Source organism: Leptolyngbya sp. O-77, assembly GCF_001548395.1.
Taxonomy (GTDB): domain Bacteria; phylum Cyanobacteriota; class Cyanobacteriia; order Elainellales; family Elainellaceae; genus Thermoleptolyngbya.
The window spans coordinates 2,837,966-2,863,376 of record NZ_AP017367.1 but is presented as its reverse complement, the minus strand read 5'-3'; the positions used below and the strand labels follow the sequence as shown (position 1 = coordinate 2,863,376).

Here is a 25,411-nt window from a genome sequence, read left to right as displayed (position 1 = left end):
AGCCCCCCGTTGAAAAAAGTGGAATTTGGTACGATACTACAGACTTCTGGTTACAGTTCGTCTTCAGGCTGTCGCTGAGTTAGAGAGGCGGCTGGCTCGTTCGACACAACACATTACATCCTGCTTCGCAGCCCCCCCTCATATGCGCTGCGGAGGCTAGGTTTTGTTTTAAAAGTTGTTTTTTGGGCGTGTCGCGCTCGAAAAAACAACCTTCTAGACACTTTTAAACTTTTAAAACACACCCTAATCTGTGTGCATAGGCAATGACAAACCCGATTATTTCTGGTGTCCAGGCGTATCTTCGCTTTAGTCGGCGATGGCTGATGGGCACCCCAGAGCGTGCCCTGGATGATGCTTACGAGGCTGCCCTCCGCATCAAGGCGCTAGAGGACACGTACTTTGGGGGCGATCGCATCTCGTTTCAGCAGGGCAACTACAGCAGCAGCGCCCGTGCCTATTTTCAGACCGAGCTGCGGAAATATCTCAACATTGCCAAACTGCGGCTGGCCGAGTTTCGCACCAGTAGCTCCATTTTGCAGGGCGATCGCCCGCCCACCGAAGTCCGCATTGACGAACAAGCGCCAGGATCTTCCGAAATCAACATCCTCGATCGCGCATCGCTGATTCCTAAAAAGCTGGCCTTCGTAGACAGTATGCTGGCCCGCTACGCCGATGGCATTGTGCCCGTATCTGCGCTTGCCGCCCGCCCAGAAGTCGAGCCGGGGCGCAACGGAATGCAGCCCTTTGATCGAGGGGCAGGGCGATCGCCCAAGCGCCCAGCCGATCTCGAATCCATTGCCGACAAAACGGGAGTGCTGCCCCGCTCGATCCTCCGCACGGCCGACCGCATCAAGCGCGAGCTAGACCCCAACGCCGAGCAAGAGGTGATGGAGGATTTCTACATCTCCAAACGGCGCACATTTATCTCGGTGCGGCTGGTGCTGTTGCTAATCATCCTGCCGCTGCTGACCCAGCAGGTAACGAAAAACTTTCTGATCAGCCCCATTGTCGATCACTACCGCACGCCCGAAACTACCGGCGCATTTCTCAACGTAGATATCGAAGACGAAGCCTTTGACGAACTGCGGCGGTTTGAAGAACGGCTGCGGTTTTCTAATCTGGTTGGTGTTGCACCGTCCCTATCAGAACCCGAGATCAACGCCCGCCTCCAGGAAAAAGCCAGGGAGCTACAGCTTGAGGCTATGGCCAAGAGCAACAACGCCGTCAAAAACGTCTTTGCAGACATCTTTTCGGCGTTGGTCTTTGGCGCAATCTTGCTAAGTAGCCGCCGCGAAATCGAGGTACTGAAATCCTTTATGGATGAAATCGTCTACGGGCTGAGCGACAGCGCCAAAGCATTCATTATCATCCTGCTGACGGATATCTTTGTGGGATTCCACTCGCCTCACGGGTGGGAAGTTTTGCTAGAGGGCGTTTCCCGGCATTTTGGCATTCCTGAAAGCCGCGACTTTATATTCCTCTTCATCGCGACCTTTCCCGTGATCCTCGACACTATCTTCAAATACTGGATTTTCCGCTATCTCAACCGCATCTCGCCCTCGGCGGTGGCAACCTACCGCAACATGAACGAGTAGGTTTCAAAGGCTGTTTTTCGGGCGCGACCTACCCGAAAAATTAGCTTTTTAGCAGCCCCTGCAACCTTCCTACTCCCGTACTTTGCCGGATGGCAGAACTCTGCCGATAAACCAAGAATTGTAGTACCGACTGGTGCTGCCCTCCTTTACCGCTATGCAATCTCTTAATCCAACGTCCCCATCTGGCTTGCCCAACGTGTCCTCCTCCAGGTTGCCGACAGTTAAAATCCTGGAACTTCGGACTGATTATCGTTCCTGCCACATTGTTCTACCCGACTCGAACGAACGCACAGCGGCGATCGCCCTCGCTGGAGAATACTACAGCTTCTTTCGCGTCGAAAAGTCTGAAGCCCGCGCCCAGTCGATTTGCGCCAAACTCATACAGCGAGGACACCGCCCCGTCATCACGCGAGTCCCCAAAGGATTTGCCGTGTGGACGCTGGAACCCAATGCCCAGATTGCGCCTCCTGCCACCTCACTCAGATCCGCTAATGCTGCCAATCGCCTCCCCGCAAATTCGCCCCAGCACTCGCCCCTAAATTCTTTACCCGGCGGTTCTTCAGAGGAAGTTGCAACGGAGACACCTGGAACACCCCTAAGTAAAAAAATTCTGCAACATTCGCGTCCCCGATTTAGACAAGCGGCTCATGGCCATTTGCGTGGATGGGTTGTTTTACAGTCTGTTCAAGACTCTTGAAGACGTGCAGCAGGCGGTTCAAATTGTGAAAAAGCTCAACTATCGGGGCAGCGAAACGATTATTACCAAAAACGCCAGGGGCTACAGCCTGTGGGTGTTGGAACCCGATGCCCGGATGGATTGACCATCGTGAACCCGTTGCCTGTTCTGTGAACTAGCTTTTTGCGAACAGTAGGCGGTAGGGGCGATCGCCCGCCATAAAAAGCGGCAAAAAAGCAGGAAGGCGGAACGAAGCATTGCCTCACTCCGCCTAGAGATCGTTAATGGTCAATAATGGTCAATCGCAATGGTCGATAGCTTATCAATCTCGCCGCAAACAGAATCTACAAACCTGCCCACAGACGAAGCCCTACAAAAAGCCCTACAAACTACAAACAACATCCCAAAAACAAACCCCCAGAGGCTAAAGGCTCTTGTCGCTGAGTTCGCGAATCATGTAGTCAAAGGGCTGATCTAGAAAGCCTGTGTTGGTGATGCCGGCCTCAGCAACCTGGGCCGCCACGATCTCTTTCAGGAGTTGAATTCCACGCACCGTCGGCCCAATGGGCACACCCAGCGAGTTGTAGGTTTCCCGCAGACCTTCCAGCACCCGCTCATCTAGCACGTTCGTATTGCCGGCCACCAGCGCATAGCTGGCGTAACGCAGGTAATAGTCCATATCGCGCAAGCAAGCCGCATAGCGCCGCGTGGTGTAGGCGTTGCCGCCGGGGCGAATCAGTTCAGGCACCTCTTCAAACAAGCGCGACCCAGCCTGCCTGACGATACCCGCAGCATTTGAATTAATCACAGCCGCCGCTTGCACTCGGGAAACCCCAGTGCTGAAGTAGGACTTCAGCGTGTCTAGCGCATCGCGATCGAGGTAGCGGCCTTTCAGATCGTAGTTTTCAATCAGGCTTGTGACAGCGTCCCGCATGAAACAAAATCTCCCAACACGACCAAAATCCAGGTTTTTGCCAACACAGAATGCAACGCTTTGAAATAGGCCAAAGCTGCAACACAGTCATGACTTAGGAGCCTGAAACGAGCGCTAAAACAGCACTCAAGATGCCCCTGCTCAGGCTGAAACGCGCTTTGGCTATGGCGTTTCAAAACGTGCTTATTAAATTGCCTATGTTAAAGTCTATCACGCAAGATTGGGCCCTATTTCGCCCCACTGCTCTGGATAGTCTGGGTTTATGATTAAGTTTTGTATCACTATTTTGTATCACCCTTCGGAGTATCCGCTGTCTCAAGCTTCGGGTCTAAGAAGACTCCTATTCAGGACTTTATCGCAGTGGCAAGCTGTTCAAATCCGTTCCAATCTGTTCCAAATCGTACAAAGCTGATTTCCAGGGTTAAGCCCGCTTTTGTTGCCCATTATACAAAAACCGCCTACGCCTCTCCTTAGGATGATTCAGGTGTAATTAAGGCCTGGACTCTAACACCTCTGACGACTGATCAACTTCTGTTGTTGATGAGCATCGGAGATGTACAACTCCATTTGTACAACTCCATTTATTGAAGACTGCATTTTGTATGACGCTGCTCTGAGTGTTGAGTGTAGTCTAGGCGGCACTTCTAGCTAGAACGGGCTGGAGAACCGGGCCGCTAGGGGATGCCTCTCCCTTATGCCCAGGCAAGTAGGTGTCAGGCACTTGGCGATCGCACACCAGTCTCACTGCTAAACAACATCCGAGTCGAGATGGCTCAAATCACTGAAGGAGTAGTTCATGACGACCCCCCAAGAAGTCTTAAGCCGAATCAAAGACCAAGGCATTAAGCTGATTGACCTTAAGTTTATCGACCTGCCCGGCATCTGGCAGCACTTGACTGTATACGAGAACCAGATCGACGAAAGCAGCTTTACCGATGGGGTCGCCTTCGACGGTTCCAGCATCCGGGGTTGGAAGGCGATCAACGAGTCGGACATGAGCATGGTGCTCGATCCCAACACCGCTTGGATCGACCCCTTCATGGCAGAACCGACGCTGAGCGTCATTTGCAGCATCAAAGAACCCCGCACGGGTGAACCTTACTCTCGCTGCCCCCGCGTCATCGCTCAAAAGGCGATCGACTATCTCACTGCCACAGGCATTGGCGACACTGCCTTCTTTGGCCCAGAGGCCGAGTTCTTCATCTTCGACGATGTGCGCTTCGACCAAAACCAGCACGAAGGCTACTACTACGTAGACTCGATCGAAGGTCGCTGGAACTCTGGCCGCAAAGAAGAGGGCGGCAACCTGGGCTACAAGCCCCGCTATAAAGAAGGCTACTTCCCCGTTGCGCCGACCGACACTTCGCAGGACATGCGGAGCGAAATGCTGCTAACCATGGCCAAGTGCGGCGTACCCATCGAAAAGCATCACCACGAGGTGGCCACAGGCGGCCAGTGCGAGTTGGGCATTCGCTTTGACACGCTGGTTCAGTCTGCCGACAACCTGATGATTTACAAGTACGTCATCAAGAACGTTGCCCGGAAGTATGGCAAGACCGTTACCTTTATGCCCAAGCCTGTGTTTAACGACAATGGCTCCGGGATGCACACTCACCAGTCTATCTGGAAGGACGGACAGCCCTTGTTTGCAGGCGACGGCTATGCAGGGCTGAGCCAGATGGCGCTGTGGTATATCGGCGGAATTCTAAAGCATGCCCCGGCGCTGTTGGCCTTCACCAACCCGACGACGAACTCCTACAAGCGTCTGGTGCCTGGTTTTGAGGCTCCGGTAAACCTGGCTTATTCACAGGGCAACCGCTCTGCCTCGGTGCGGATTCCGCTGTCGGGTTCCAATCCTAAGGCAAAGCGTCTGGAGTTCCGCTGCCCCGACGCAACGTCTAACCCCTACCTCGCCTTTGCAGCCATGCTCTGTGCGGGCATCGACGGCATCAAGAACCAGATCGACCCTGGCGAACCGCTGGATGTGGACATCTATGACCTCAGCCCGGAAGAACTGGCGAAGATTCCTTCAACCCCCGGTTCTCTAGAAGATGCGCTGGAATGCCTGGAGAAGGATCATGAGTTTCTGACCACGGGCGGTGTCTTTACGGAAGACCTGATCAATACCTGGATTCAGTACAAGCTGGATAACGAAGTGAACCCGATGCGTCTGCGTCCGCACCCCTACGAGTTCTCGCTCTACTACGATTGCTAGGGTCGGAGTTCAGAGAACAGGAGCTAATGGGAGCCAATAGGAGCCAATAGGAGCCAATAGGAGCCAATAGGAGCCAATAGGAGCCAATAGGAGCCAATAGGAGCCAATATTAGAAGCAGCTTGCGGTTTTGTGAAGTTGCACCCTGACTGTTCCTGATGTTTTGAGTCACGAAAGCGCTGTGTAACCAATGGAGTTATGCGGCGCTTTTATTTTTTCTGCCTTTTAGATTTTTTCTGCTCTTTGGATACTTCACCCCTCACTTTGTGGTCATGGTGTGAACGCCATCCCAGCTATCGGCGGGTGGGGTGAGCAGAAACTCGCGGGCCCTTTCTAGGTGAACCTGAACCGCGCGATCGCCCGGTTTTATCTCCTGTGCCTGTTCAAAGTGCTGCAATGCCTCGTAAAACCGCAAATGGTTGTAGGCAACGCGGCCGGCGGCGTAGTGTTCTAGAAACGCGGCGGTCTCTGGCGGGAGGGGTTGCGTGCGATCGCCAATTAGCTCGTAGATATTGATTGGGATCGTCTTGCCCTTGACGCGAATACGGTCGAGTTCCCGCACCCACACCTGATCGCGGCAGAGCTTGTAGGTATACTCGCTGAGGATAATGTCGCAGCCGTATTCTTTGGTCACGCCTTCCAGTCGGGCGCTAATGTCCACGCCATCGCCAATCACGGTATAGTCCATCCGCTTTTGGGAGCCGATGTTGCCGGAAACCACTTCGCCAGAGCTAATGCCGATGCCAATGCGGATGATGGGCTGGTTTGCCAGACGGCGGTGTTCGTTAAATTCCTTCAGCCGCCGTCGCATGTCGAGCGCCGATTGCACCGCCATCCAGGGATGATTGGGCAGGGGCAGGGGCGCACCAAACACAGCCATCAGCGCGTCACCGATGAACTTGTCCAACGTGCCCTCAAAGGTAAATACCGCCTCCACCATCGTCTCAAAATAGTCGTTGAGCAGCGTCACCACGTCCGCCGCCTCCATCTTTTCCGTCAGCGAGGTGTAGCCGCGAATATCGGAAAACAGAATCGTCACGTCCTTGCGTTCGCCCACCATCAGCGCATCGTCGCCCAGCGCCATGACTCGTTCCGCCACGCGCGGTGTCATATAGCGATACATAGTGGCCTTCATCCGCTTTTCCTGGCTAATGTCTTCTAGCACCACCAATCCACCCAGCACTTTGCCGTCGGGATTGGTGAGCGGGTTCACCGTCAGGTTGACGCTATGTTCGATGGGGCGGATCGAGGGCACCACGCCAAGTCCTGCGGCCGTGGGTGTGAGCGGCGTGGCGGGATTGTTCCACAGCAGATATTGGTCTGGGATTTGGCGATCGCCCACCACCAGGGCATGGGTAAGGCCCGGCGGCAGCGAGAGAGCGGGAGAAACCGTCGGGTCAAGCGGCGCATCCTCAGGGAGTTCCAATAGCCCCACCTCTAGGCTTTGTTCGGGAACATAGTGGCGAGCGCCACATTTCAGGCTGTCTTGCAGGCGCAATCGCAGATTGTCGATGGGAATTACCTCCCACACGGGGCGATGCAGCAGATGCTCGCGCCATAGATCTGCCTCAGCACTGGCATCGCCAATTGGGCATCCCAACAGCGCCAGTGCCGCGTCGTTAATGGTCACAACATTGCCCTGCAAGTCCGTGGAAATCACCGCGTCGGACAGGCTTTGCAGGATGTCTTTTTGGTATTGCTTTTCCAGCAGCACCCGCTCAAACAGTTGGGCGTTTTCCAGCGCGATGCCCGCCTGAATATTGAATGCCTGCATAAACTCTTCGTCGGAACGGGTAAAGCTGCCCTGATATTTATTGATGAGCTGCGTGACACCGATCAGCTTGCCCTCCGAGTTGAACACGGGCATGGAGAGGATGGTGCGGGTTTTGTAGCCCGTCTGGCGATCGGTGGTGGGGTCAAAGCGGGGGTCTTCGTAGGCGTTCTCAACATTAACGACCTGCCCGGTGCTGGCAACAAAGCCGACGATGCCCCGGTTCATGGGAATGCGAATTTCGAGCAGTTGTTTGCGGTCGGCGGTGGGCACTTTGGACCAGAGATCTTGGCGATCGCGATCCAGCAAAAACAGCGTGCTGCGGTCGGCCTGCATCAGCTTGCGGGCTTCGTCCATTACCGCCTGGAGGGTTTTTTCTAGATCCAAGCTCTTGGCTAGCAGCGTGGTGGCATTGAGTAGAGCCGCCGCGCCGCGCTGGTTTCGTGCTGCCATGTAAAACGAATTGCAGCTTTCCAAAATCACCCCAATGGAGTGAGCAAAGTTGCGAAAATGGGCTTCGTCCTGTGGGTCGAAGGGCTGAACCCCGCGCTTATTCAGCAGTTGGGCGATCGCCACCACCTGATCCTGCGTGTCGAAAATCGGCATACACAAGATATTGCGTGTGCGGTAGCCCGTCTGCCGATCGATGCTGGGGTTAAACAGCGGATGCTGGTAAGCATCAGAAATATTTAGGCTTTTGCCTGTCGTGGCAACATAGCCCGCAATGCCTTCATTGAGCGGCAGGCGGATTTCGATCGTGCGATCGCCCTCTGAGTTCGCCTGGAAACAGTCGCCCTGGGCGACCTTGGACCAGAGTTGCGCCTTCTCCACGTCCACCAGAAAAATTGTGGTGCGCTCCGCCTGCAACACCTGCCCCACCTTCAAGGTGATCGCTTCTAGGACTTGCTCCAGCAGCGTTTCGAGGGCATCGTTGTTAATCAGGGCGATCGCCCGCAGATAGTGCTGAAACTCTTGCGTTAGCTGCTGGAGCAGTTGGGTAAACTGGTCGTCCGACAGAGATTCGACATGGCGCGTCAGGTCAGGTTGAATAAGGCGGGCCAGCAGACTATCAGAAGGGGAGACAGATGAGGAGAAATCCGCCATAGACTTCAATGCTTAGGGGCAACGCATTTGTAAAAGCCGTCTGGAAAAGCCGTCCTGGGCAGAGTTGCTCATGGTTTCTTCCAGGACTTGATGGAAGTAGATCAAAACAAACGGTAATAACGCATGAGATGCCCCTATTCCAGCCTAACCGATCCCCTTGCAGATTGCAGGTGGGCGATACCCATAAAGGCTTGCCCCTAGCGGAATTACATCGTTTGTCAGCAACCTGTCTCCTAAGATGGGGGCGTGGCCAGCCTAAAAAGATGCAAGAATCTGGAACTGGCTCAATCTGGTCATGCGGCTGATCGAATTTCAATCACAGTTTTTGTTATTAAGTCTGGTGAAAATGACGTTTTATAAACCCTTGATTCCGTAATCACACGGAATCATTTCAGAGTCTTTTAGACAGAAATAGCCAGCCGAAAAAGAATATCCAAGTATTGTATTTCTCAATGAAAAGCGATTGTATTTTTGCTTATTTAAGCTCTTTTTCAGGATCATTCCAATGCTGCATTTAGGGCGTTAATCCTGACTAAGCCAACCATTGAAAAGAATCGATATTTCAGTCCAGAGAGGAACCTTTAAAGCAAAGCTTCATATTTGACGAGCAGTCCACAGAAGTGTTGGAATCGAGCTTCTGAAGGAAATTGAGTCACTTTGGCGATCGCCCTTTCCTGATATTTTGCGATCGCTTGTTAGTCATGAACATTGGCTGGGAACGATAGAAACATCTTGACCTAGTGCAAGGCTGCAAGCTATTCAGCTCCTGCGCTGGGTTGGAAATTCTGTCTGATGAAGGGTCTTCCGGAGTCACTTCGATTGGGCTGGAGCAGAACTTTGCCGCATCACAAACGCGGACTGAAAATTTTAAGCACTTTCCGCAATTTTGCTGGGAGCGTTTCAATTTTCACTCTCTATGCTGTACGAAGAAACCGATGCCTCTGTCCCGCATTTGGGGAAAACAGGCAGATTCAATTCTCATCCACTCAAGTATCTGTAGGTGACTAATCATGGCAGTTGAAAAAGTGAATTCTTCCTCTAGCTTGGCTGAAGTGGTCGATCGCATCCTGGACAAAGGGATCGTGGTTGATGCTTGGGTTCGCGTGTCTTTGGTGGGTATCGAGCTGCTGGCCGTCGAAGCCCGCGTGGTGATCGCCTCCGTCGAAACCTACCTGAAGTACGCCGAAGCCGTGGGTCTGACCACCCAAGCCGCTGTCCCCGCTGCCTAGAGGCTGAGCTTTATCCTGGCTGGGTGCGTCCATTCCAACTCCTGTGGCAGTCAGGTCTTCGCAGGCTTGCACCACCACCTAGCAGGAGTTCTTTGGGGGAGTCTTGTGGCTCCCCGCTTCTCTTTCCGCATCATTCGGAGGTTATCTTGTGGTTGCTCTGAAAGACCAATGGGAGGCCGAGAGGCAGCAGCGACAGCAAGCGGTTGAAATTTTACTGGAAACCTTTCGCCAGATGCGTCAGGCTGTTTCCGCCCAGCTTCGTCGCGATCGCGCTGAGTTTTGTAACCAGCTTCAGCAGGTGACTCAGGCCCAGCTCGCCGACCTCGCTCAGCAGCGCCAGCTTCAGGCTGCGGAGCAAATGGCGCAGTTGGCTGCGTTTCGACAACAGTTGCAGACGCAAACCGCTCAATTTCTCGACATTACCGCCGCAGAGCGATCGCTCTTGTCGCAACAGATTTTCCAAGAGCTAGACCAGTTTCATCACGAACTCCGCGAATCGGTTGCTGCGCTGCGGGCCAGCCATCAGCAAGACCTGGGCGCACTGGCGACAGATGTGGCCATGCTGCGGGCCGAAGCGCGGGCAGACTTGCAGTCAATGCACGCTGAGCGGGTAGCAACATTGACCGAATTTGTCGAAACCCTGCAAGCGGATGTGCAGCAATATTTGGGTGATCTGGCGCAGGCGCGTCAGGAGCGGGCCCAGAACGTGCAAGCTTTGCTGAACGAAAGCCGCGCCAAGCGTCGATCCGAATCCGCAGACCTGATGCAGCGGTTGGGCGTATTTCGGGCTGAGCTTCGCCAGTTTCGGGCCCAGTTGCAGCAGCAAGTCTGGGGCAAATCCGCCGCCGCAACTCCCCCAGCCCCAGCCGCATCGGCCACCTCAGCAAAGCCCGCTGCCAAAGCGATTCCCTCGGTAACGCCTGCTGCGGAAACGCCCGCGCCGTCCCCGACTGCAAACGCATCTGCCGCCCGCCCGCGCACGGTGGCCCGCCTCAGATTGTCGCCTGCCAAGTCAGCTAAACCACCCGCGAGTAGACCGCCCGCCCGTGGTTTCAAGCCCTCGGCAGCCCCCGTAGCCGTCGCCGCCGTCGCGCTTGACAGTCAGCCTGCCGTGCCCGTGCCAGCGCCCGTGCCAGGGGTAACGGTTGCGCCCGCTGCGCCCACCCGCAACGGTAGCCAGCCCGCCGCTAAAGATGCAGTTTCTCTGGAACAGGCCACCTATGACTATGTGAAGTCGTCCAACGGGGCCAAGCTGACGGACATTGAATCTGCCCTCGGCATGAACCGATTCCAGGCTGTCGATACGCTGCGATCGCTGATCAAGAAAGGGCTGATCGTGCAGCGCGATCGCCTCTACCTCGCTCAAGAGCAAGTCTGATTCCTAACCTCAACCCCTAAGCAAGCCCATTTCATAACCCATTTCACAGAAAGAGGATAACCACCCGTGACTACCGTTCTTCGCGCCAGCCCCCGCCGATTTGTCAGCACGCCTGCTGTCGAACGGATTGCCACTCGCGCCCTGCGCTATTTACAATCGGGCTTTTCTGTCCATCTGCGCGGCCCGGCGGGCACGGGCAAGACGACCCTGGCGCTACACTTGGCAGACATGATTGCGCGGCCGATCATGCTGCTGTTTGGCGATGATGAGTTCAAGACCTCTGACCTGATCGGCAATCAGGCGGGCTATACCCGCAAAAAAGTTGTAGACAACTTCATCCACAGCGTAGTGAAGGTAGAAGACGAACTGCGGCAGAACTGGGTGGATGCCCGCCTGACGCTGGCCTGCCGCGAAGGGTTCACGCTGGTCTATGACGAGTTCAACCGATCGCGCCCAGAGGTGAACAACGTACTGCTGTCGGCGCTGGAGGAAAAGCTGCTGGTGCTGCCGCCCAGCCACAGCCGCACGGAGTATATCCGTGTGCATCCCCAGTTTCGCGCTATTTTCACCTCAAACCCAGAGGAGTATTGCGGCGTTCATGCAACGCAAGACGCACTGCTCGATCGCCTGGTGACGATTAACATGCCGGAACCGGATGAGCTGACGCAGCAGGAAATCGCAGTGCAAAAAACGGGCATCGACCGCGAGAGCGCCAGCATTATTGTGCAACTGGTGCGGATGTTTCGCACCAAGACGGGTGCAGAAACCTCGTCGGGACTGCGGTCTTGCCTAATCCTGGCGAAGATCTGCCAGGAGCATGAGATCATCGCCACACCGGAAAACGCGGAATTCCGCGATATTTGCCAAGACGTGCTGCTGTCTCGCGCAGGGGGGCGATCGCTCTCCGAAGCCACCCAAATTTTGTGGGACACCTTCAATGAGATGATTCGGCTGAATACAGATGCCGCCCGCTCTTCTGTGGATCTCCGCGTTACCGAAGTAGAGCCAGACTCGCAAACGGCGATCGCCCCCCAGTCCGAAACCCAAGTCCGCCTGCCGCTCAACCCCCTCCCCCTCTCTCCCACTGACGCTGCGGCAGCCGCACCCGCAGACGACCCCGCAGCCAAACCCGCAGCCAAACCCGCAGCCGAACCCGCAGCGGAGTCTGAATCCTCTGCTGTCCCCTACGAACGCGAGATCTTCGAGTATCTTCAGCGCCATCCCGATGTGCGCCCCTCAGAAATCGAAACTGCCCTCGGCATCACGCGATTCCAGACGATCAACGCCCTCAACGCTCTGCGAGACAAGGGGTTGGTCACTAATCGAGGCGGATCTGGTCGAGCCAATACTTATCGCGTCTGCGAGGGAGAACGCGCTTAATTTGCTGAATGCTTAATTCAATGCTTAATTCACTTAACTCTAGAGATGAGGTTTCAAGTATAGGGCTTTGCGAGTAGGGCTTTGCAACACTGACACGAACCAACCTGAGAACAAACAAGCCAGATTCCTGAAACCCGAAACCCCGCCCTCAACGGCTCTTGCCCCTTTAACCCTTACCCCCACTATGCCGTATTCAACTGCTCAACCAACCCGTACTGTTCCCACCGTCACCCAAGGTTCGACGCTGGCAGATGTGCTGGAGCGCGTGCTGGATAAAGGAATCGTGATTGCAGGTGACATTTCAGTTTCCGTAGGTTCTACGGAACTGCTTAGCATTCGCATTCGCCTGCTGATTTCCTCAGTGGACAAAGCAAAGGAAATTGGCATCAACTGGTGGGAGAGCGATCCGTTCCTCAGCAGCCAGTCGCAGAAATTGTTGGAAACCAACCAGCAGCTCGAAGCCCGGATTGCCAGCCTAGAGACTGAACTGCGATCGCTCCGCCCTGCCAGTGTTTGATAAGCCAGCCTCTAGCCACCTCTGCTTATGCAATCCTGATCCTGCGGCTCGGCTCATGCGGCTCGGCTCAGGTGTAAAGGCTAGCCACAAACTCGCCGTAGCCGTTGTAGGGTAGCGTCGGCACTTCTTCCCAGGAATACTGATTGCCAGGCCCGATCAGCCGCTCTTTGGCCTGCGACCAGCGGGGATGGGGCACGTCTGGCTCTACATTTGCCTCAAACTTGTATTCATTGGGGCTGAGGGTGTTCCAGTAAGTCGCGGGCTGTGTGTCCAGAAACTCGATTTTGACGAGGGATTTTGCGCCCTTGAAGCCATATTTCCACGGGACGACCATGCGGATCGGTGCGCCGTGTTGCTTGGGTAGCGTGTGTCCGTAGATGCCGACGGCAAAGAAGGCGAGGTCGTTGGCCATTTCCTCGATCCGCAGGCCCTCGGTGTAGGGGAAGGGCAGGAAGCGGGCAGGCGGGAAGCTGGGCCCTTTGGTAATAGCGGGGTCAAAGTAGGACGTGAAGCGGACGAATTTTGCCGAAGATTTGGGGTCTACGTCTTGCAGCAGGGCGTTCATGGGAAAACCAAGCCACGGCACGACCATCGCCCAGGCTTCGACGCAGCGGAAGCGGTAGATTCGTTCTTCCAGGGGAAAGCGGGTGAGCAGGTCGTCTTGGTCATAAGTTTTGGGGTTGTTGACGAGTCCAGTGACCTCTAACGTCCAGTTGTCGGTGGGCAGTGCTTGGGCGGCTTGCCAGATGTTTTTGGAGCTGCCGAACTCGTAAAAGTTGTTGTAGGTGGCGGCTAGCACTTCACCCGTGAGGGGACGGCCAGCATCTTGAAAGGTGGGATTGGCGATCGCCCTTAGCACCTTTGTGCCCGTCAATTCCTCAGCGATGGGCGCTTGAGCCGTTTGACAACCTGCCAGCGGCAGCGTGGCCATTGCAATGCCGCCGCCAATCATCGTTTTTAGAAACCGTCTCCGGTTTAGAAATACCGCTTCGGAGGTCACAGCATTTTCGGAAAGCCGCCATGCGGGAGGCACATGCAGGAACGCCATAGACTTACGTTGAGAAGACTTACGTTGAGAAGACTTACGTTGAGAGGGCCAAGAAAGTTGAGAGGGCTAAGAAAACTCAGCAAACTTAACAATTCTCAATCTTTTTGTATTTTGGCATGAATGGCTGAAGCAGGGCTGATATTTTGCTAAGAGAAAGCTTTCTGCGAAACCTCTCCTGCTCTAGGGGACGGGGTTGGGGCATAGCCTGCTTCTTTGCAGCTTTGCTTCTTTGCAACTTTGGAGCGGTGAGCGATTCGAGTCCTGTCAGTCAGCTGGGGTATCCCCAGAGTTGGGATTGCTTACTCTAGCTCGAAGGGCGATTGCCCATTAAACGATGGTGGTATGTAGTTTGTGCGCACCAAGGCTTCTGCCAATTCATCGAGCAGTTGGGCGATCGCCCGATCATCGCGGGCTAGGCTGCTGCGGAGATTGATCCACAGGCTGCACGACCGCTGGCTTGCCGTCACAACCACCGCCTCGCGCTGGGCAAGACGGCAGGCAAAATGATAAAGGCGCGATCGCTGCTGAGCATCGACCGTTTGCAGACGGTAGTACAACTCGCTGCGATAGTACATCCCGTCTTGAATGCTGTTCTTAAACCAAAACTTGAACGGAAAAAAATTTCCTTCATCAATGACTGGCGGCAACACGGCGGCACTCGCTCTCAAGCCTTCTGTACGGGGCGTGACGGGGTGATGTGGGCGGGTCAATCTGGACAACACTCCGTCCCTAGTATGGGCAGATTTCCAAAAAAACTCTCAGAAAACGATAGCCCCAAAAGCACTGCTTTGCCAAAGTTTGAGATTTGCCCCTAGAGGTTTACGCAGTCTTCATATATCCGTCAGGAACATTTGAAAAAAGTTTGTGGTCATGGCAAACAAATAGCGGCGACGGCCGTATGCACCCGGTGGCAGACATGAGTGGTTCCAGCGATTTTTGGGAAGCCTGACTCTGTGCTGTCCTGGGTTGCTGCCTGCTGGTGCATCCGCTATTTCAGCCGTTGAGGATTTTAGCAGCGTGTTTGGTTGCCTCCCAGCCTTGAGCCAACAGGCTGGTCGAGCATGGCCGCGCTCAACAGGGAGTCTGCTAACGCTCGCGATCGCCCGTTGTCTTGCCAGTCGGTTTATCGATTGCAAGATGGCGATCGCCGGGCCGATTTCGTTCGTTCACCTTACTAAATTCTCAAGGAATTTCACAATGACGAAACCAGTCAAGCCTCATCTCTCGCTACCTGCGCTGGCGCTGACGCGCGGATCTGCCCGCAGGCTGGCGATCGCCCTACTGTCGGCCACGCTGATGGTAAGCGGGCACGCCCCCTTGCTGCAAGCTCAAACCCGTTCCGATGCGCCAGTGCGCGTGAGCCAGCGCCAGCAGGGATGGGATGCGGCACTCACCGTTGCTCGCGTGCTGGACAGTCGCCAGGATCTGGCAGGGCTTGTCTTGCAGCTAGACGTATTGGACAAGCCCGTGACCACCTATGCCAACGTGGTGTATCAAATCTTTGCGCGAGTCAACGGCCGCTGGCAGCAAGTCTACACCACGCGAGGCGCACGACTGATTTCCAGCCCCAGCGGTCGGCTCACGCTGCCGCCAGAATTTATCCGCTGGAGCGATTTGCAGACTCAGATTGGGCGATCGGTCAACCTGAACACGCTGGAATTCCGCTCCATTGCGCGAGTCAGCTACGACGTGCAGGGTCGTCGCAACCAGCAAGTTTCCTGGGAATCGACGCAGACCTACGCCTCACTGCCCCAAACGACCGTTACACAGGTAGAAAATGGTCAGGTCGTGATTGTCCGCGAGACGGTGATTACCGAAACCGTTAACGACCGCGGCCCGGGCCGCCCCCGCCCCACGCCGCCGAGCCGCCGCCCAGATCCACGAGAAGCCAGAGGCCCGCGCCCCCGGCCAGAACCTCGCCACGGCCGCCATCATGAGCATGGCAGCTTCAGTCTGGCGATTTTGCAATCTCAGGTCACGTATCCAGAGGTGATTGCGCGGCTGTCGGTGAAGTCGAGAACGCGGCGGGGTTATCGAGAGGAGCGACTGCTGGGAGATTTCCGCTATCGCATGAACCAGCGGGCGCAGTTTGTGCGCGGGCTGCGACGGGGCGATCGCGTTGTGGTGCGCCTCTACACGCCGCAAAACCAGTTCATTGGCTACAGCGAGTTTGAACTGTTGTCAGACTTTACAGCCGTAAGCTTGGTGCTGCCAAGCCAGCGGTCGGACGTGCAGATTGTCCGGACGGTCTATGGGCTAGACAGCGATCGCAACGGGTCTATCGACCAGGGCGCAACGGTGTATGACTACTTTACACGCATCAGCAGCAGCCGCTATGAGGATAGCCGCGTCACCTTCTTGCCCAGCACTCAAGGAATCGACACGCGCCTGTTCGCGGTGCGCGATCTGCCCAATCCGCCCATAACCTGCACCTATACCAACTCCTTCCAGACGGGCGATTTCTCCCTGGTCAGCCGCACGATTTCCGTATTTCGCTCGGCGCTAGCTCCTGCTTTCTTATCTTATCCAGGCAGCAGCTTTAGTGTTATCAACGTCAGCACTACAACCGTATACGAAGTAGCCCAACTGATTCGGGAATATGAGCGCATCGGCACGTCGAGTGGCTCTATCGTCCTGATTGGTTCCGATGGCAACTATAGCTACTGTAGTGCTGCCTGCGAAGACGATGATGACTGGGATGACGATGATTGGGGTTATGACTGGGACGATGATGACGATGACGATGATCATCGAGGCCGCCGCAGTAATTGCAATCAGGGCATTGGCAATGGGCCAGAAGGCTGCGACCCTGGCAACTCGCGTCCTCGCGGTGGCAGCAATGATGAGGGTGGCCGCCGACCCGGTCGCCGTCGTTAGGCGATAGCGTTAACCAGGACTAAGGGCGATCGCGCTTGGTTGATCTGACTTAAACCGGGCGATCGCACCTCTTTCGCACCTCTTAAGGAACCCCCCTGCCTCTCGTTGGCATTGTGCCAGAAGCAGGGGGGATTTTATGTCACACCGCAGGCGTAGCGCCGGAGAACGGACTACTCAATCCCTTCGATGCGGTCTTCTACTTCCTGGTAAAGCTGGCGCAGGCGCTCCAGGTTTTCCTCACTCGTTTCCCAATAGCCGCGACCGTTGACCTCCAGCAGCGTGCTGACAATCTTGCGGAAGGAGTTGGGGTTCAGATTTAGCAGGCGCTTCTGCATTTCCTCGTCTTCGATAAACGTGGTGTTCACGTCTTCGTAGACCCAGTTATCCACCGCGCCCGCCGTTGCCGACCAGCCCATCGTGTTCACCAGTCGCTTCGACAGTTCCCTCACGCCCTCATAGCCGTGGGACAGCATTCCCTCATACCACTTAGGATTCAGCAGCTTGGTGCGGGCATCCAGCCGGACGGTTTCCGACAGGGTTCGCACCTGAGCGTTGGCCGTAGTCGTGTCGGCAATATAGGCGGCGGGCTGCTTGCCGTCTTTCCGCAGGCGAGACACCACCTTCGTCGGGTCAGAGTCGAAGTAGTGGGACACGTCCGTCAGCGAGATTTCCGAGGAATCCAGATTTTGGAATGTGACATCCACCGTCTTCAGCGCGGTTTCAAAAATCTGACGCGAATCGTCCATTACGCCCGGATTGTCGGAATTGAACGAGAAGCCCTTGCGCGACAGGTACATATCCTGAAGCTCGGCCTCGCTTTCCCAGGTGCTATTTTCCACTGCGAGGTTCACGTTGGAGGAATAGGAACCGGATGCGTTGGAGAACACGCGAGTTGCAGCCTGACGCAACTCTACACCCAACTCCTTCGCCTGCTCGATCGCATGTTTGCGAACGTAGTTCATCTCGATGGGTTCATCCGCTTCGGCCGCCATTTTAATCGCGCGATCCAGCAGATTCATCTGGTTAATGAACAAATCGCGGAACACGCCAGAGCAGTTCACCACCACATCAATGCGGGGGCGACCCAGTTCTTCCAGCGGGATTAGCTCTAGCTTATTGACGCGGCCCAGCGCATCGGGAACCGGGCGCACCCCCACCAGTAGCATGACTTGCGCCAGGGATTCGCCGTAGGTTTTGATGTTGTCCGTGCCCCAGAGGACAAAGGCAATGGTTTCGGGATAGGCTCCGGTATCTGCCTTTTGGCGAGCCAGCAGGCGATCGACCACGATCTGGGCCGACTGCACTGCTGCCAGCGTGGGAATTGACTGTGGATCGAGGGCGTGAATGTTCTTGCCCGTGGGCAGCACATCGGGATTGCGAATCGGGTCGCCGCCGGGGCCAGGCAAGACATACTCACCTTCCAGCGCTTGCAGCAGGGCGCCCAGTTCGTTGTCTGCCACAATCTGTTTCAGGCAGAACTCCAGATATTCAAACAGCGGCTTGATATCCTCGGCGTTGACCTTGGGATAGCCCGCTTCTGCCAGCGCTTCGATCCACGGTTCTTTTTTACCCAGGTTGAAGAAGTTGAGCTTGGTGACCAGCGACACGCGCCCGTCTGCGTCGATCTGCTCTTGCACCATTGCGGCGACGGCTTTGCGAACTGCCTGGGTGATGTCGTAGAGCAACTGCACGTCGGTGAGGACACCGCGATCGCTCCCTTTGTAGACCTCATCCATGTCGCGGCCGATGCTTTCGGCAATGATCCGCTGGAGGCTCTTGATGCCGTCTTCGGGGCGATCGAGTCCGGCAATGTTGACTAGGGTGGCGATCGCCTCCTCCGCCGTCGGGGGCTTGCCGATGACGTGCAGACCGCAGGGCAGCAGGCGCGACTCAATCTCCATCAGTTTGATGTAGACCTTGCCAATCAGCGTGTCGCGGTCTTCTGCCGACAGGTCGCCCGCGTCGCCATCTGGCAACACGATGTCCTTATCTAAATTGACTTGGCGGCACTTTTCCACCACTGCGTTGACGATGGATGCGCCGCGTCCCGAATCCTTTAAGGTTTGGTAAGACGCGATCAGTTCGCTGAGTTCCTTCAGTCCTTTATATAGCCCCGCATTTTCCGCTGGCGGAGTCAGGTAGCTGATGGTTTCAGCATAGCCGCGCCGCTTGGCGATTGTTGCCTCCGACGGATTATTCGCCGCGTAGTAGTAGAGGTTGGGAATCGTGCCAATCAGGCTATCGGGATAGCACTCGCTAGACATGCCCATCTGCTTACCTGGCATAAATTCCAGCGATCCGTGGGTGCCAAAGTGCAGCACCGCGTCCGCCTTCCAGATTTTTTCTAGGTAGGTGTAGTAGGCGGCAAAGCCGTGGTGCGGGCTGGCGGAACGCGAGAACAGCAGCCGCATGGGGTCGCCCTCATAGCCAAAGGTGGGCTGCACGCCGATAAACACATTGCCAAAGGACTTGCCAAACACCAGCAGGTTTTGACCGTCGGTGTTTAGGTGGCCGGGCGGCGGGCCCCAGCTTGCTTCTAGGCGGGTGGAATAGGGCGTGAGCTGCTCGTATTCCTGAACCGACATGCGGTAGGCAATGTTCAGTTCGGGGCTGGCATACTGCGCCTGGGCATCGTGAATCACTGCCTGCATCAGCGCTTCGGCCGACTCTGGCAGGTCTTCGACCTCATAGCCATTGGTCTTCAGCGCCTTCATCACTTCGTAAATGGAGCCGAATACATCCAGATAAGCTGCCGTACCCACATTGCCCTTATCCGGCGGGAAACTGAAGACGGTGATGGCGACCCGCTTTTGCAGACGGGGCTTGCGGCGGAGATTTGCCCACTTCATAGCCCGCTGGGCGATCGCCTCTACCCGGTCTTGCAGGGCGATCGCCTTGCCCGTTGCGCCATCGCGACCCGACACAATAATCGGCTCGATCGCGCCATCCAGTTCAGGAATCGCAATTTGCAGCGCCACCTGAATCGGGTGCAGACCCAAGTCGCTATCCTGCCATTCTTCGGTCGTTTGGAACACCAGCGGCAGCGCCACCATATAGGGACGATTCAGCCGCTTCAGCGACTCGATCGCCTTGGGATGATCCTGCCGCGCCGGGCCGCCCACCAGCGCAAAGCCCGTCAGCGATACCACCACGTCCACCATCGGCTGCTTCGTCAGCGGGTCGTAGAAGTAGCTATCGACCGGCTTCGAGAAATCCAGTCCGCCTGCGAACACGGAAATCACTCGTGCGCCCATGCTTTCAAGTTCCTGCACCATTGCCACATAGTGCGCGTCATCGCCTGTCACTAGGTGCGTCCGTTGCAGCACCAGCCCCACCGTCGGCGCGAGGGGATCTTTCATATCTGCGCCAATGTCTCGTCGAGAGCTATGCCAGTTGAGGTATTCTTTCAAATCCTCAAACATCTGGGGCGCGAGCGGGTGCCAGATGCCCATATCGGGATAGGTGACCGGATCGCGATATTGCAGCGTGGCAGACTTTAGCGCCTGCACGTCACAATAGCGGTCGATCAGCATCAGCAGAAAGTTTTCCAGGTTTTCGGACGAGCCGCCCAGCCAATACTGGAAGCTGAGCATAAAGTTCCGGGCATCCTGCGCCTTGTCCATCGGCAGATACTTCAGCACCTTGGGCAGGGTGTTGAGCAACTTCAGCATCGCGTCTTCAAAGCCTGCGCCCTGCTTCTGGCGACGCTTTTTCATGAATTCGCCAATGACGCTTTTGGACTGCCCCAGTTGCGCCATCGAGAAGCTGCCCAGCTTGTTCAGCCGCATCACCTGGGGCATGGAGGGAAACACAATCGCAGCATCGAGGCGATCGCGCACAGGCTGCACCGCCGCCACCACTTTCTCCGCTAGCTCTTCGATGAAGATCAGCGAGCCGATAAAGATATTCGCTTCTGAAACGTCTTTTTGCAGGGCTTCGTAGTTCTCAGTGCTACGTAACTCTTCTAGCAAGTAGCCGCTAATCTCGATTGCCACGTCGGGATTGCTCTCATTAATCGAACGCACCGCCGCAGACAGGGCGCTTTGATATTGCGGCTCTAGCACGACATAGACCACCTTGATCAGCGCACGCCCGTTGAGGTTGTCGGGAACGATGTGTCTGACTGTGGGCTTGACGTGAGTGAACATGCAGGTCGGCTCCTCTCAAACAGGTTTTGCAATCAGCTTTGAATGTTGGCAACAGGGCAACAGCAGTACTAGAAGCGCAGCTAGAAGCGCAGAAAAAGCTAGTGCAGTGTCACGGTTTAGTCTCAGGGTGATGCCTCGGCTCGTAGTCAGCGCTTCAGCGCTAAAGCGCTGACTACCAACCCAAGTTCTAGCTGTGACATAGCACTAGGCTCCAAAGCTTTGATCCAGAACGACAGAATCAGCAGCACCACTAGACTGCTTCGCAGCGCTGGGAGCGCTTAACTGTTGCTGCTTAAAAAGCGTTACATCCATCGTTTTACCAGAAAACGCTTGCCAAATGGAGGTTTCACGCCCCAAGCGATACAAATTGATAAACAAGACGAGACATTTGTTTACGTTGGTTAGCACTAATCAGAGTAATTACTCCTCATAAATGCAAACAAAAATTAATTAGGCTTTTTAACTTTTGCTATAAGCAAAGCTGATGTAATTTAAAGAACTCTCCTCGCAAGATTAGAGTTTTGCAGCTACTCGCGTCTCCCGATGGCTTTAGGAAATAACCGTAGTCAAGATATTTCTAATACTCTGAGGCGGCAGTTCTGCCCCTATTTTGTAGTGCAGACTTTAGTATGCTCCTTTAGTCTGCCTCCAAGGGGCTAGCCGTGGATAGAGCGACTGAAGTCACCATACCGAAGTCACCACTACGAACGGTGGATAGGGCGACTGAAGTCACCACTATGAACGGTCAACCTATTTACACTGTTGAGCATTAGTTGAGCATTAGTTGAGCATTAGTGAGCATTAGTTGAGCATTAGTGAGCATTAGATATTGAGCATTAGAAACGCTCCATTTGCGCTTTACTGACTTGCTGCTTTGACTCTTTCCTTCAGTGCCTTTTTCAACTCTGTTTCATCGGTTACTTGAAGTCTGCAAGTATTTTAGGTGTCGGTATTTTATCTGAAATTTTTCAACGAGTTATGTTTGCTTAATCTTCCGTAAAACCAATCTTAAAGTTCCTGAAATCCTACCTTTACCTTGCGATGGGATTCTGTGGTTGGTGATAGTTGGTGACAGTTTGTTGTAGTCAACTTGTTGCACCAGGCTGCTGCCGAAACAGTTGCAAGGTATTTATACTTTCTGCTCCCTTAGTTCTCAGGTTTTCAGCAATCTTGCTTCATCTTTGCTGGAGTCTTTGATCTTGTCAGAGATTTCTAGCAAAGCCTTTATTCTTGCAGATCCTTTGACGCACAATGCTTCTGGCTTACTCTTGGGTCAGGTTTTGCGTTTGCAACACTATACTCAGCATTCTGCTGAATCTGGAAAGCCGGGAGTTTTTGGATACCTTTTGCCTGGGCTTTTTTGACTAGGCTGATACGTTTTGTCTGAGTGAGGGTTTGTCTGAGTGAGGGGCGATCGCCCTCTAATGGGAGGTCGCTTGATCTCATCAAAGCTGAGCCCATAGAAATTGAGCGCATAGTTTGACTAGGTTTTTATCAAAAGCCTGGCCACTTTCGACTGCAATAATTTGGCTTCCATGAGGCTGAAAGCAAAAGCAGAACCGGAAGCTTCGACAAAAGGCTGCAACAGGACTGCAACAAGGCTGCAACCAAGTTTTCGATATGTCCGTTTTGTTCATGCAATCTACCGCTCTCTTAAGCTAATCATGGCAAGCAACCACGTTATCTTCATCCACCCAGATGGCACGAGTCCGGCACACTTCACGATGGCTCGCCTGGTCACAGGCGGCCCCGACAGCCGCCTCAACTGGGACAACCTCTCCGAGGCCCGTATTTACCTGGGCCACATGGAAGACCAGCTCACGGGTACCTCCAATGGCGGCGCAGTGACCCACGCCACAGGGGTAAAAGTCTATGCCGAATCTTTCGGGTTTGAACTGGTGCGCGACGAAAACGGCAATCCCGTAATTGACGAAGCCACCGGCCGCCCTGTTGAAATCGACCTCACTGCCCTGTCTGGCAAAAATCAGACCATCATGCAGGAGGCAGTGGCCGCCAACAAAGCCACTGCACTGATTAACTCTGGCGTGATTGCAGAACCCGGTTCAGGAGCCTTTGCCGCCAAGGTGGGGCAAGGGGATGTTCCTGACGGAGCGCAAGGGTTTGCGGCGTTTCCTAGAGGACAGTTTGCAGAGATTACCCGGCAGGTTGTGGAGTCGGGGATTGATGTAATTTTGGGTGGCGGTTTGGTCAATTATTTGCCTGCGGGCACTGAACCCCCTGCGGGTGCGGTCTATGCCCAGTCCGCCGCCCAGCTTGATGCTATCTCGACGGCCTCTAACATCCGCCCCAGCATCAACCTGATCGAATTGGCCGAAAGCTTAGGCTATACCGTCGTTTATACCGAGGAGCAGCTCAAAGCCGCTGCCGCAGATCCTAGCGTCCTTAAGGTACTGGGAATTTTTGCCAACGAAGATACCTTCAACGACAACATTCCCACGCCCCAGGCAAACCTGCGCGGTGTTGAGGAAAATCTGATCGCAACCAATACGCCGGCCTATGTGCCAACGGCTCCCACCGTAGGCGAGATGCTCAAGGCTGCCCAGACGATTTTGGAGCGCAACCCGAAGTTTGCCAATGGGTCGTTTACGGTTCTAGAAGAGGAAGGAACCGATAACTTTGGCAATATCAACAACGCCGCAGGTACCCTAGAGGCCCTGATCCGCACTGATGAAGCAATCGGGGTGGCTAAGGAGTTTTATGCAAAATACCCCAATACGCTGATTATTACGGCTGCGGACAGCGATGCAGGCGGTTTGCAGATTGACGACACAGGGGCAACGGTGGGCAACTTCCGCACCAACCCGACGGGGCTGAACTTGCCCGACTTCCCCGACTTCCAGAATCCGGGCGACGGTCAGCGGGGCGTGGGGACGGCGGCATTTGTGGCTAAACCGTCTGCCAGCGGCAACTCCTACACCTTTGGTGCAGCTTGGGCAGGTACGCCCGACTTTGCAGGGGCGATTGTCACCAAGGCGCATGGGCTAAACGCCGATAAGCTGCCAGCAACGATCGACAATACCGACATCTATCGGGTCATGTATGAGACGCTGTTTGGCGAAGATTTGCCCGATCGCCCAGTGCCGCAGGCGATTCCAGCCCCTGCCCCCACCAAAGAGACGGGCAACGTTATTTTCTTCCATCCTGATGGCACGAGTCCGTCGATGTATGGATTTGCTCGCTTTGTGTCTCAGGGGCCAGATGGTCGGCTGAACTATGACCTGATGTCAAACTCTGGGGTCTACCTGGGGCACATGAGGGATCAGATTGTGGGCACATCCAATGCGGGCGCAGTCACCCATGCCACTGGGGTGAAGGCGCAGGCGGGTTCTTTTGGCCTGGATGAGTTTGGGGAGCCAGTGGTGTCGCGGTCGGGCAAGCGCGGTGTAACGATTCTGGAAGAGGCGATCGCCGCAGGGAAGTCCACCGCTGTCATCAACTCTGGCTTTATTGCCGAGCCAGGGACAGGTGCATTCCTGGCAGAAGTGCAAAACCGGGGAGACGTAACCACCATTACGGCACAGGTGCTAGAGTCGGGCGTAGACATCATCCTGGGTGGCGGCGAAATCCACTATTTGCCAGCAGGCACTGTGGGCCGCTTTGGGGAAGCAGGCATTCGCACCGATGGCCGCAACCTCATCGAAGAGGCCAAGGCAGCGGGCTATACGGTGATTTATACCAAAGCCGAGTTGCAAAACCTGCCCGCAGGCACTAGGGCGTGTCATCAATTAAGCCAAATAAGGGCAGCCGCCATGTAAATTGCACTCAGAAACGTCTCGGCTAACTTGTCATAGCGTGTCGCAATCGCTCGATACTGCTTGAGTTTGGCAAAGAAGTTCTCAATCAGATGCCGCGCTTTGTATAGCTCCTTGTCGTAATCACGCGGTGTCTTGCGGTTTCGCTTGGGCGGAATCACAGCCGTCTTGCCCTGTTGTTGGAGTCGCTCAATCACCCGTTGGTCTGCGTCATATCCTTTGTCAGCCAGGACTGTATCAGCTTGAATATTCTCTAGCAGCACATCAGCCCCATCAAGGTCACAGACCTGCCCGGGTGTGAGGTGAAAGCCTGTCGGATTGCCCAGTGCATCGACAGTCGCATGAATCTTGGTGCTCAATCCCCCTTTACTACGACCAATGGCTTGGGCATTGGCATCCCCCCCTTTGCCCCAGCACTATGCTGATGAGCACGCACAATCGTGGTGTCGATCATGGCGTATTCGTTGTCTGCATCTTCAGACAGCACCTGAAACACCCGTTGCCATACGCCCGTCTTTGCCCAGCGCCGAAAGCGGGTGTGAACCTTGCGAAAATGACCAAACCGCTCTGGCAAGTCTCGCCAGGGAATGCCGGCTCGATATCGATATAGCACTGCCTCGACAAACAGACGATTATCCTTTGCTGTGACTCCTACCGCCCCCGCTCGTCCAGGGAGCAAATCTTGGAGCCGTTCCCATTGGTCATCGCGCAGGGCGTAGCGTCGGGTTGTCATAATCGTCAGATAGCTGAATCACTGCTGATTACAGC

The 25,411-nt window shown here is 55.1% G+C and carries 16 protein-coding genes; 10 read left to right on the top strand and 6 right to left on the bottom strand.

The window, feature by feature from the left end; translation table 11 throughout:
* Positions 1–263: 263 nt before the first annotated feature.
* Both O77CONTIG1_RS12155 and O77CONTIG1_RS24500 read left to right on the top strand, forming a co-directional pair.
* A complete protein-coding gene (locus O77CONTIG1_RS12155; protein WP_068510920.1) occupies positions 264–1,595 on the top strand; it encodes a proton extrusion protein PcxA in 1,332 nt (443 codons plus the stop codon).
* A gap of 154 nt (positions 1,596–1,749) precedes the next feature.
* Positions 1,750–2,292, top strand: coding sequence for a hypothetical protein (locus O77CONTIG1_RS24500; protein ID WP_156435204.1), 543 nt, complete (start codon positions 1,750–1,752; stop codon positions 2,290–2,292).
* 403 nt (positions 2,293–2,695) lie between these two features.
* Here O77CONTIG1_RS24500 and apcB read toward each other — a convergent pair whose 3' ends face one another.
* On the bottom strand, positions 2,696–3,205 hold the full coding sequence (gene apcB, locus O77CONTIG1_RS12150; protein ID WP_068510919.1) for an allophycocyanin subunit beta: 510 nt from the start codon (positions 3,203–3,205) through the stop codon (positions 2,696–2,698).
* Positions 3,206–4,001: 796 nt separating this feature from the next.
* Between apcB and glnA the strand changes: the two genes are divergently transcribed.
* Positions 4,002–5,420, top strand: a complete 1,419-nt coding sequence (glnA, locus tag O77CONTIG1_RS12145) for a type I glutamate--ammonia ligase (RefSeq protein ID WP_068510918.1) — start codon at positions 4,002–4,004, stop codon at positions 5,418–5,420.
* Positions 5,421–5,677: 257 nt separating this feature from the next.
* On the opposite strand, the gene O77CONTIG1_RS12140 is transcribed toward glnA, so the two are convergent.
* Positions 5,678–8,293: an adenylate/guanylate cyclase domain-containing protein gene (locus O77CONTIG1_RS12140; protein ID WP_084782563.1), complete on the bottom strand. Its 2,616-nt coding sequence runs from the start codon at positions 8,291–8,293 to the stop codon at positions 5,678–5,680.
* Between the two features lie 1,010 nt (positions 8,294–9,303).
* Between O77CONTIG1_RS12140 and gvpA the strand changes: the two genes are divergently transcribed.
* The 4 genes from gvpA (at position 9,304) to O77CONTIG1_RS12120 (ending at position 12,797) form a co-directional block, all read left to right on the top strand.
* Positions 9,304–9,522, top strand: coding sequence for a gas vesicle structural protein GvpA (gene gvpA / locus O77CONTIG1_RS12135; RefSeq protein ID WP_068510916.1), 219 nt, complete (start codon positions 9,304–9,306; stop codon positions 9,520–9,522).
* Between the two features lie 148 nt (positions 9,523–9,670).
* Positions 9,671–10,900, top strand: a complete 1,230-nt coding sequence (locus O77CONTIG1_RS12130) for a hypothetical protein (protein WP_156435202.1) — start codon at positions 9,671–9,673, stop codon at positions 10,898–10,900.
* Between the two features lie 66 nt (positions 10,901–10,966).
* The gene (gene gvpN / locus O77CONTIG1_RS12125; protein WP_068510912.1) at positions 10,967–12,280 is read left to right on the top strand and encodes a gas vesicle protein GvpN; all 1,314 of its coding nucleotides are present in this window, start codon (positions 10,967–10,969) and stop codon (positions 12,278–12,280) included.
* Between the two features lie 184 nt (positions 12,281–12,464).
* Entirely contained in the window at positions 12,465–12,797 is a 333-nt protein-coding gene (locus O77CONTIG1_RS12120; protein ID WP_068510909.1) for a gas vesicle protein, read from the top strand.
* Positions 12,798–12,864: 67 nt separating this feature from the next.
* Here O77CONTIG1_RS12120 and msrP read toward each other — a convergent pair whose 3' ends face one another.
* Both msrP and O77CONTIG1_RS12110 read right to left on the bottom strand, forming a co-directional pair.
* Entirely contained in the window at positions 12,865–13,845 is a 981-nt protein-coding gene (gene msrP / locus O77CONTIG1_RS12115; RefSeq protein WP_068510907.1) for a protein-methionine-sulfoxide reductase catalytic subunit MsrP, read from the bottom strand.
* A gap of 299 nt (positions 13,846–14,144) precedes the next feature.
* Positions 14,145–14,555 (bottom strand): hypothetical protein, encoded by a 411-nt coding sequence (locus O77CONTIG1_RS12110; RefSeq protein WP_156435200.1) that lies wholly within the window; start codon positions 14,553–14,555, stop codon positions 14,145–14,147.
* A 315-nt stretch (positions 14,556–14,870) separates the two neighbouring features.
* On the opposite strand from O77CONTIG1_RS12110, the gene O77CONTIG1_RS25195 reads away from it, so the two are divergent.
* Together O77CONTIG1_RS25195 and O77CONTIG1_RS12105 are read left to right on the top strand one after the other, a co-directional pair.
* On the top strand, positions 14,871–15,023 hold the full coding sequence (locus tag O77CONTIG1_RS25195; protein WP_172799677.1) for a hypothetical protein: 153 nt from the start codon (positions 14,871–14,873) through the stop codon (positions 15,021–15,023).
* Between the two features lie 19 nt (positions 15,024–15,042).
* Positions 15,043–16,722, top strand: coding sequence for a hypothetical protein (locus O77CONTIG1_RS12105; protein ID WP_068510903.1), 1,680 nt, complete (start codon positions 15,043–15,045; stop codon positions 16,720–16,722).
* Positions 16,723–16,892: 170 nt separating this feature from the next.
* On the opposite strand, the gene O77CONTIG1_RS12100 is transcribed toward O77CONTIG1_RS12105, so the two are convergent.
* Positions 16,893–20,870, bottom strand: coding sequence for a magnesium chelatase subunit H (locus tag O77CONTIG1_RS12100; protein WP_068510900.1), 3,978 nt, complete (start codon positions 20,868–20,870; stop codon positions 16,893–16,895).
* A gap of 1,664 nt (positions 20,871–22,534) precedes the next feature.
* On the opposite strand from O77CONTIG1_RS12100, the gene O77CONTIG1_RS12085 reads away from it, so the two are divergent.
* Positions 22,535–24,646 carry an alkaline phosphatase gene (locus O77CONTIG1_RS12085; RefSeq protein WP_197673180.1) on the top strand — a complete coding sequence of 704 codons (2,112 nt, stop codon included), beginning with the start codon at positions 22,535–22,537 and terminating at the stop codon, positions 24,644–24,646.
* Here O77CONTIG1_RS12085 and O77CONTIG1_RS23530 read toward each other — a convergent pair.
* Positions 24,613–25,376 (bottom strand): IS5 family transposase gene (locus tag O77CONTIG1_RS23530; RefSeq protein ID WP_410503463.1). Its coding sequence is split into 2 segments (ribosomal slippage): positions 24,613–25,046 and positions 25,046–25,376, totalling 765 coding nucleotides; the frame shifts between segments, so codons are not numbered across the junction. The two genes, O77CONTIG1_RS12085 and O77CONTIG1_RS23530, sit on opposite strands and share 34 nt — an antisense overlap.
* Positions 25,377–25,411 lie beyond the last annotated feature (35 nt).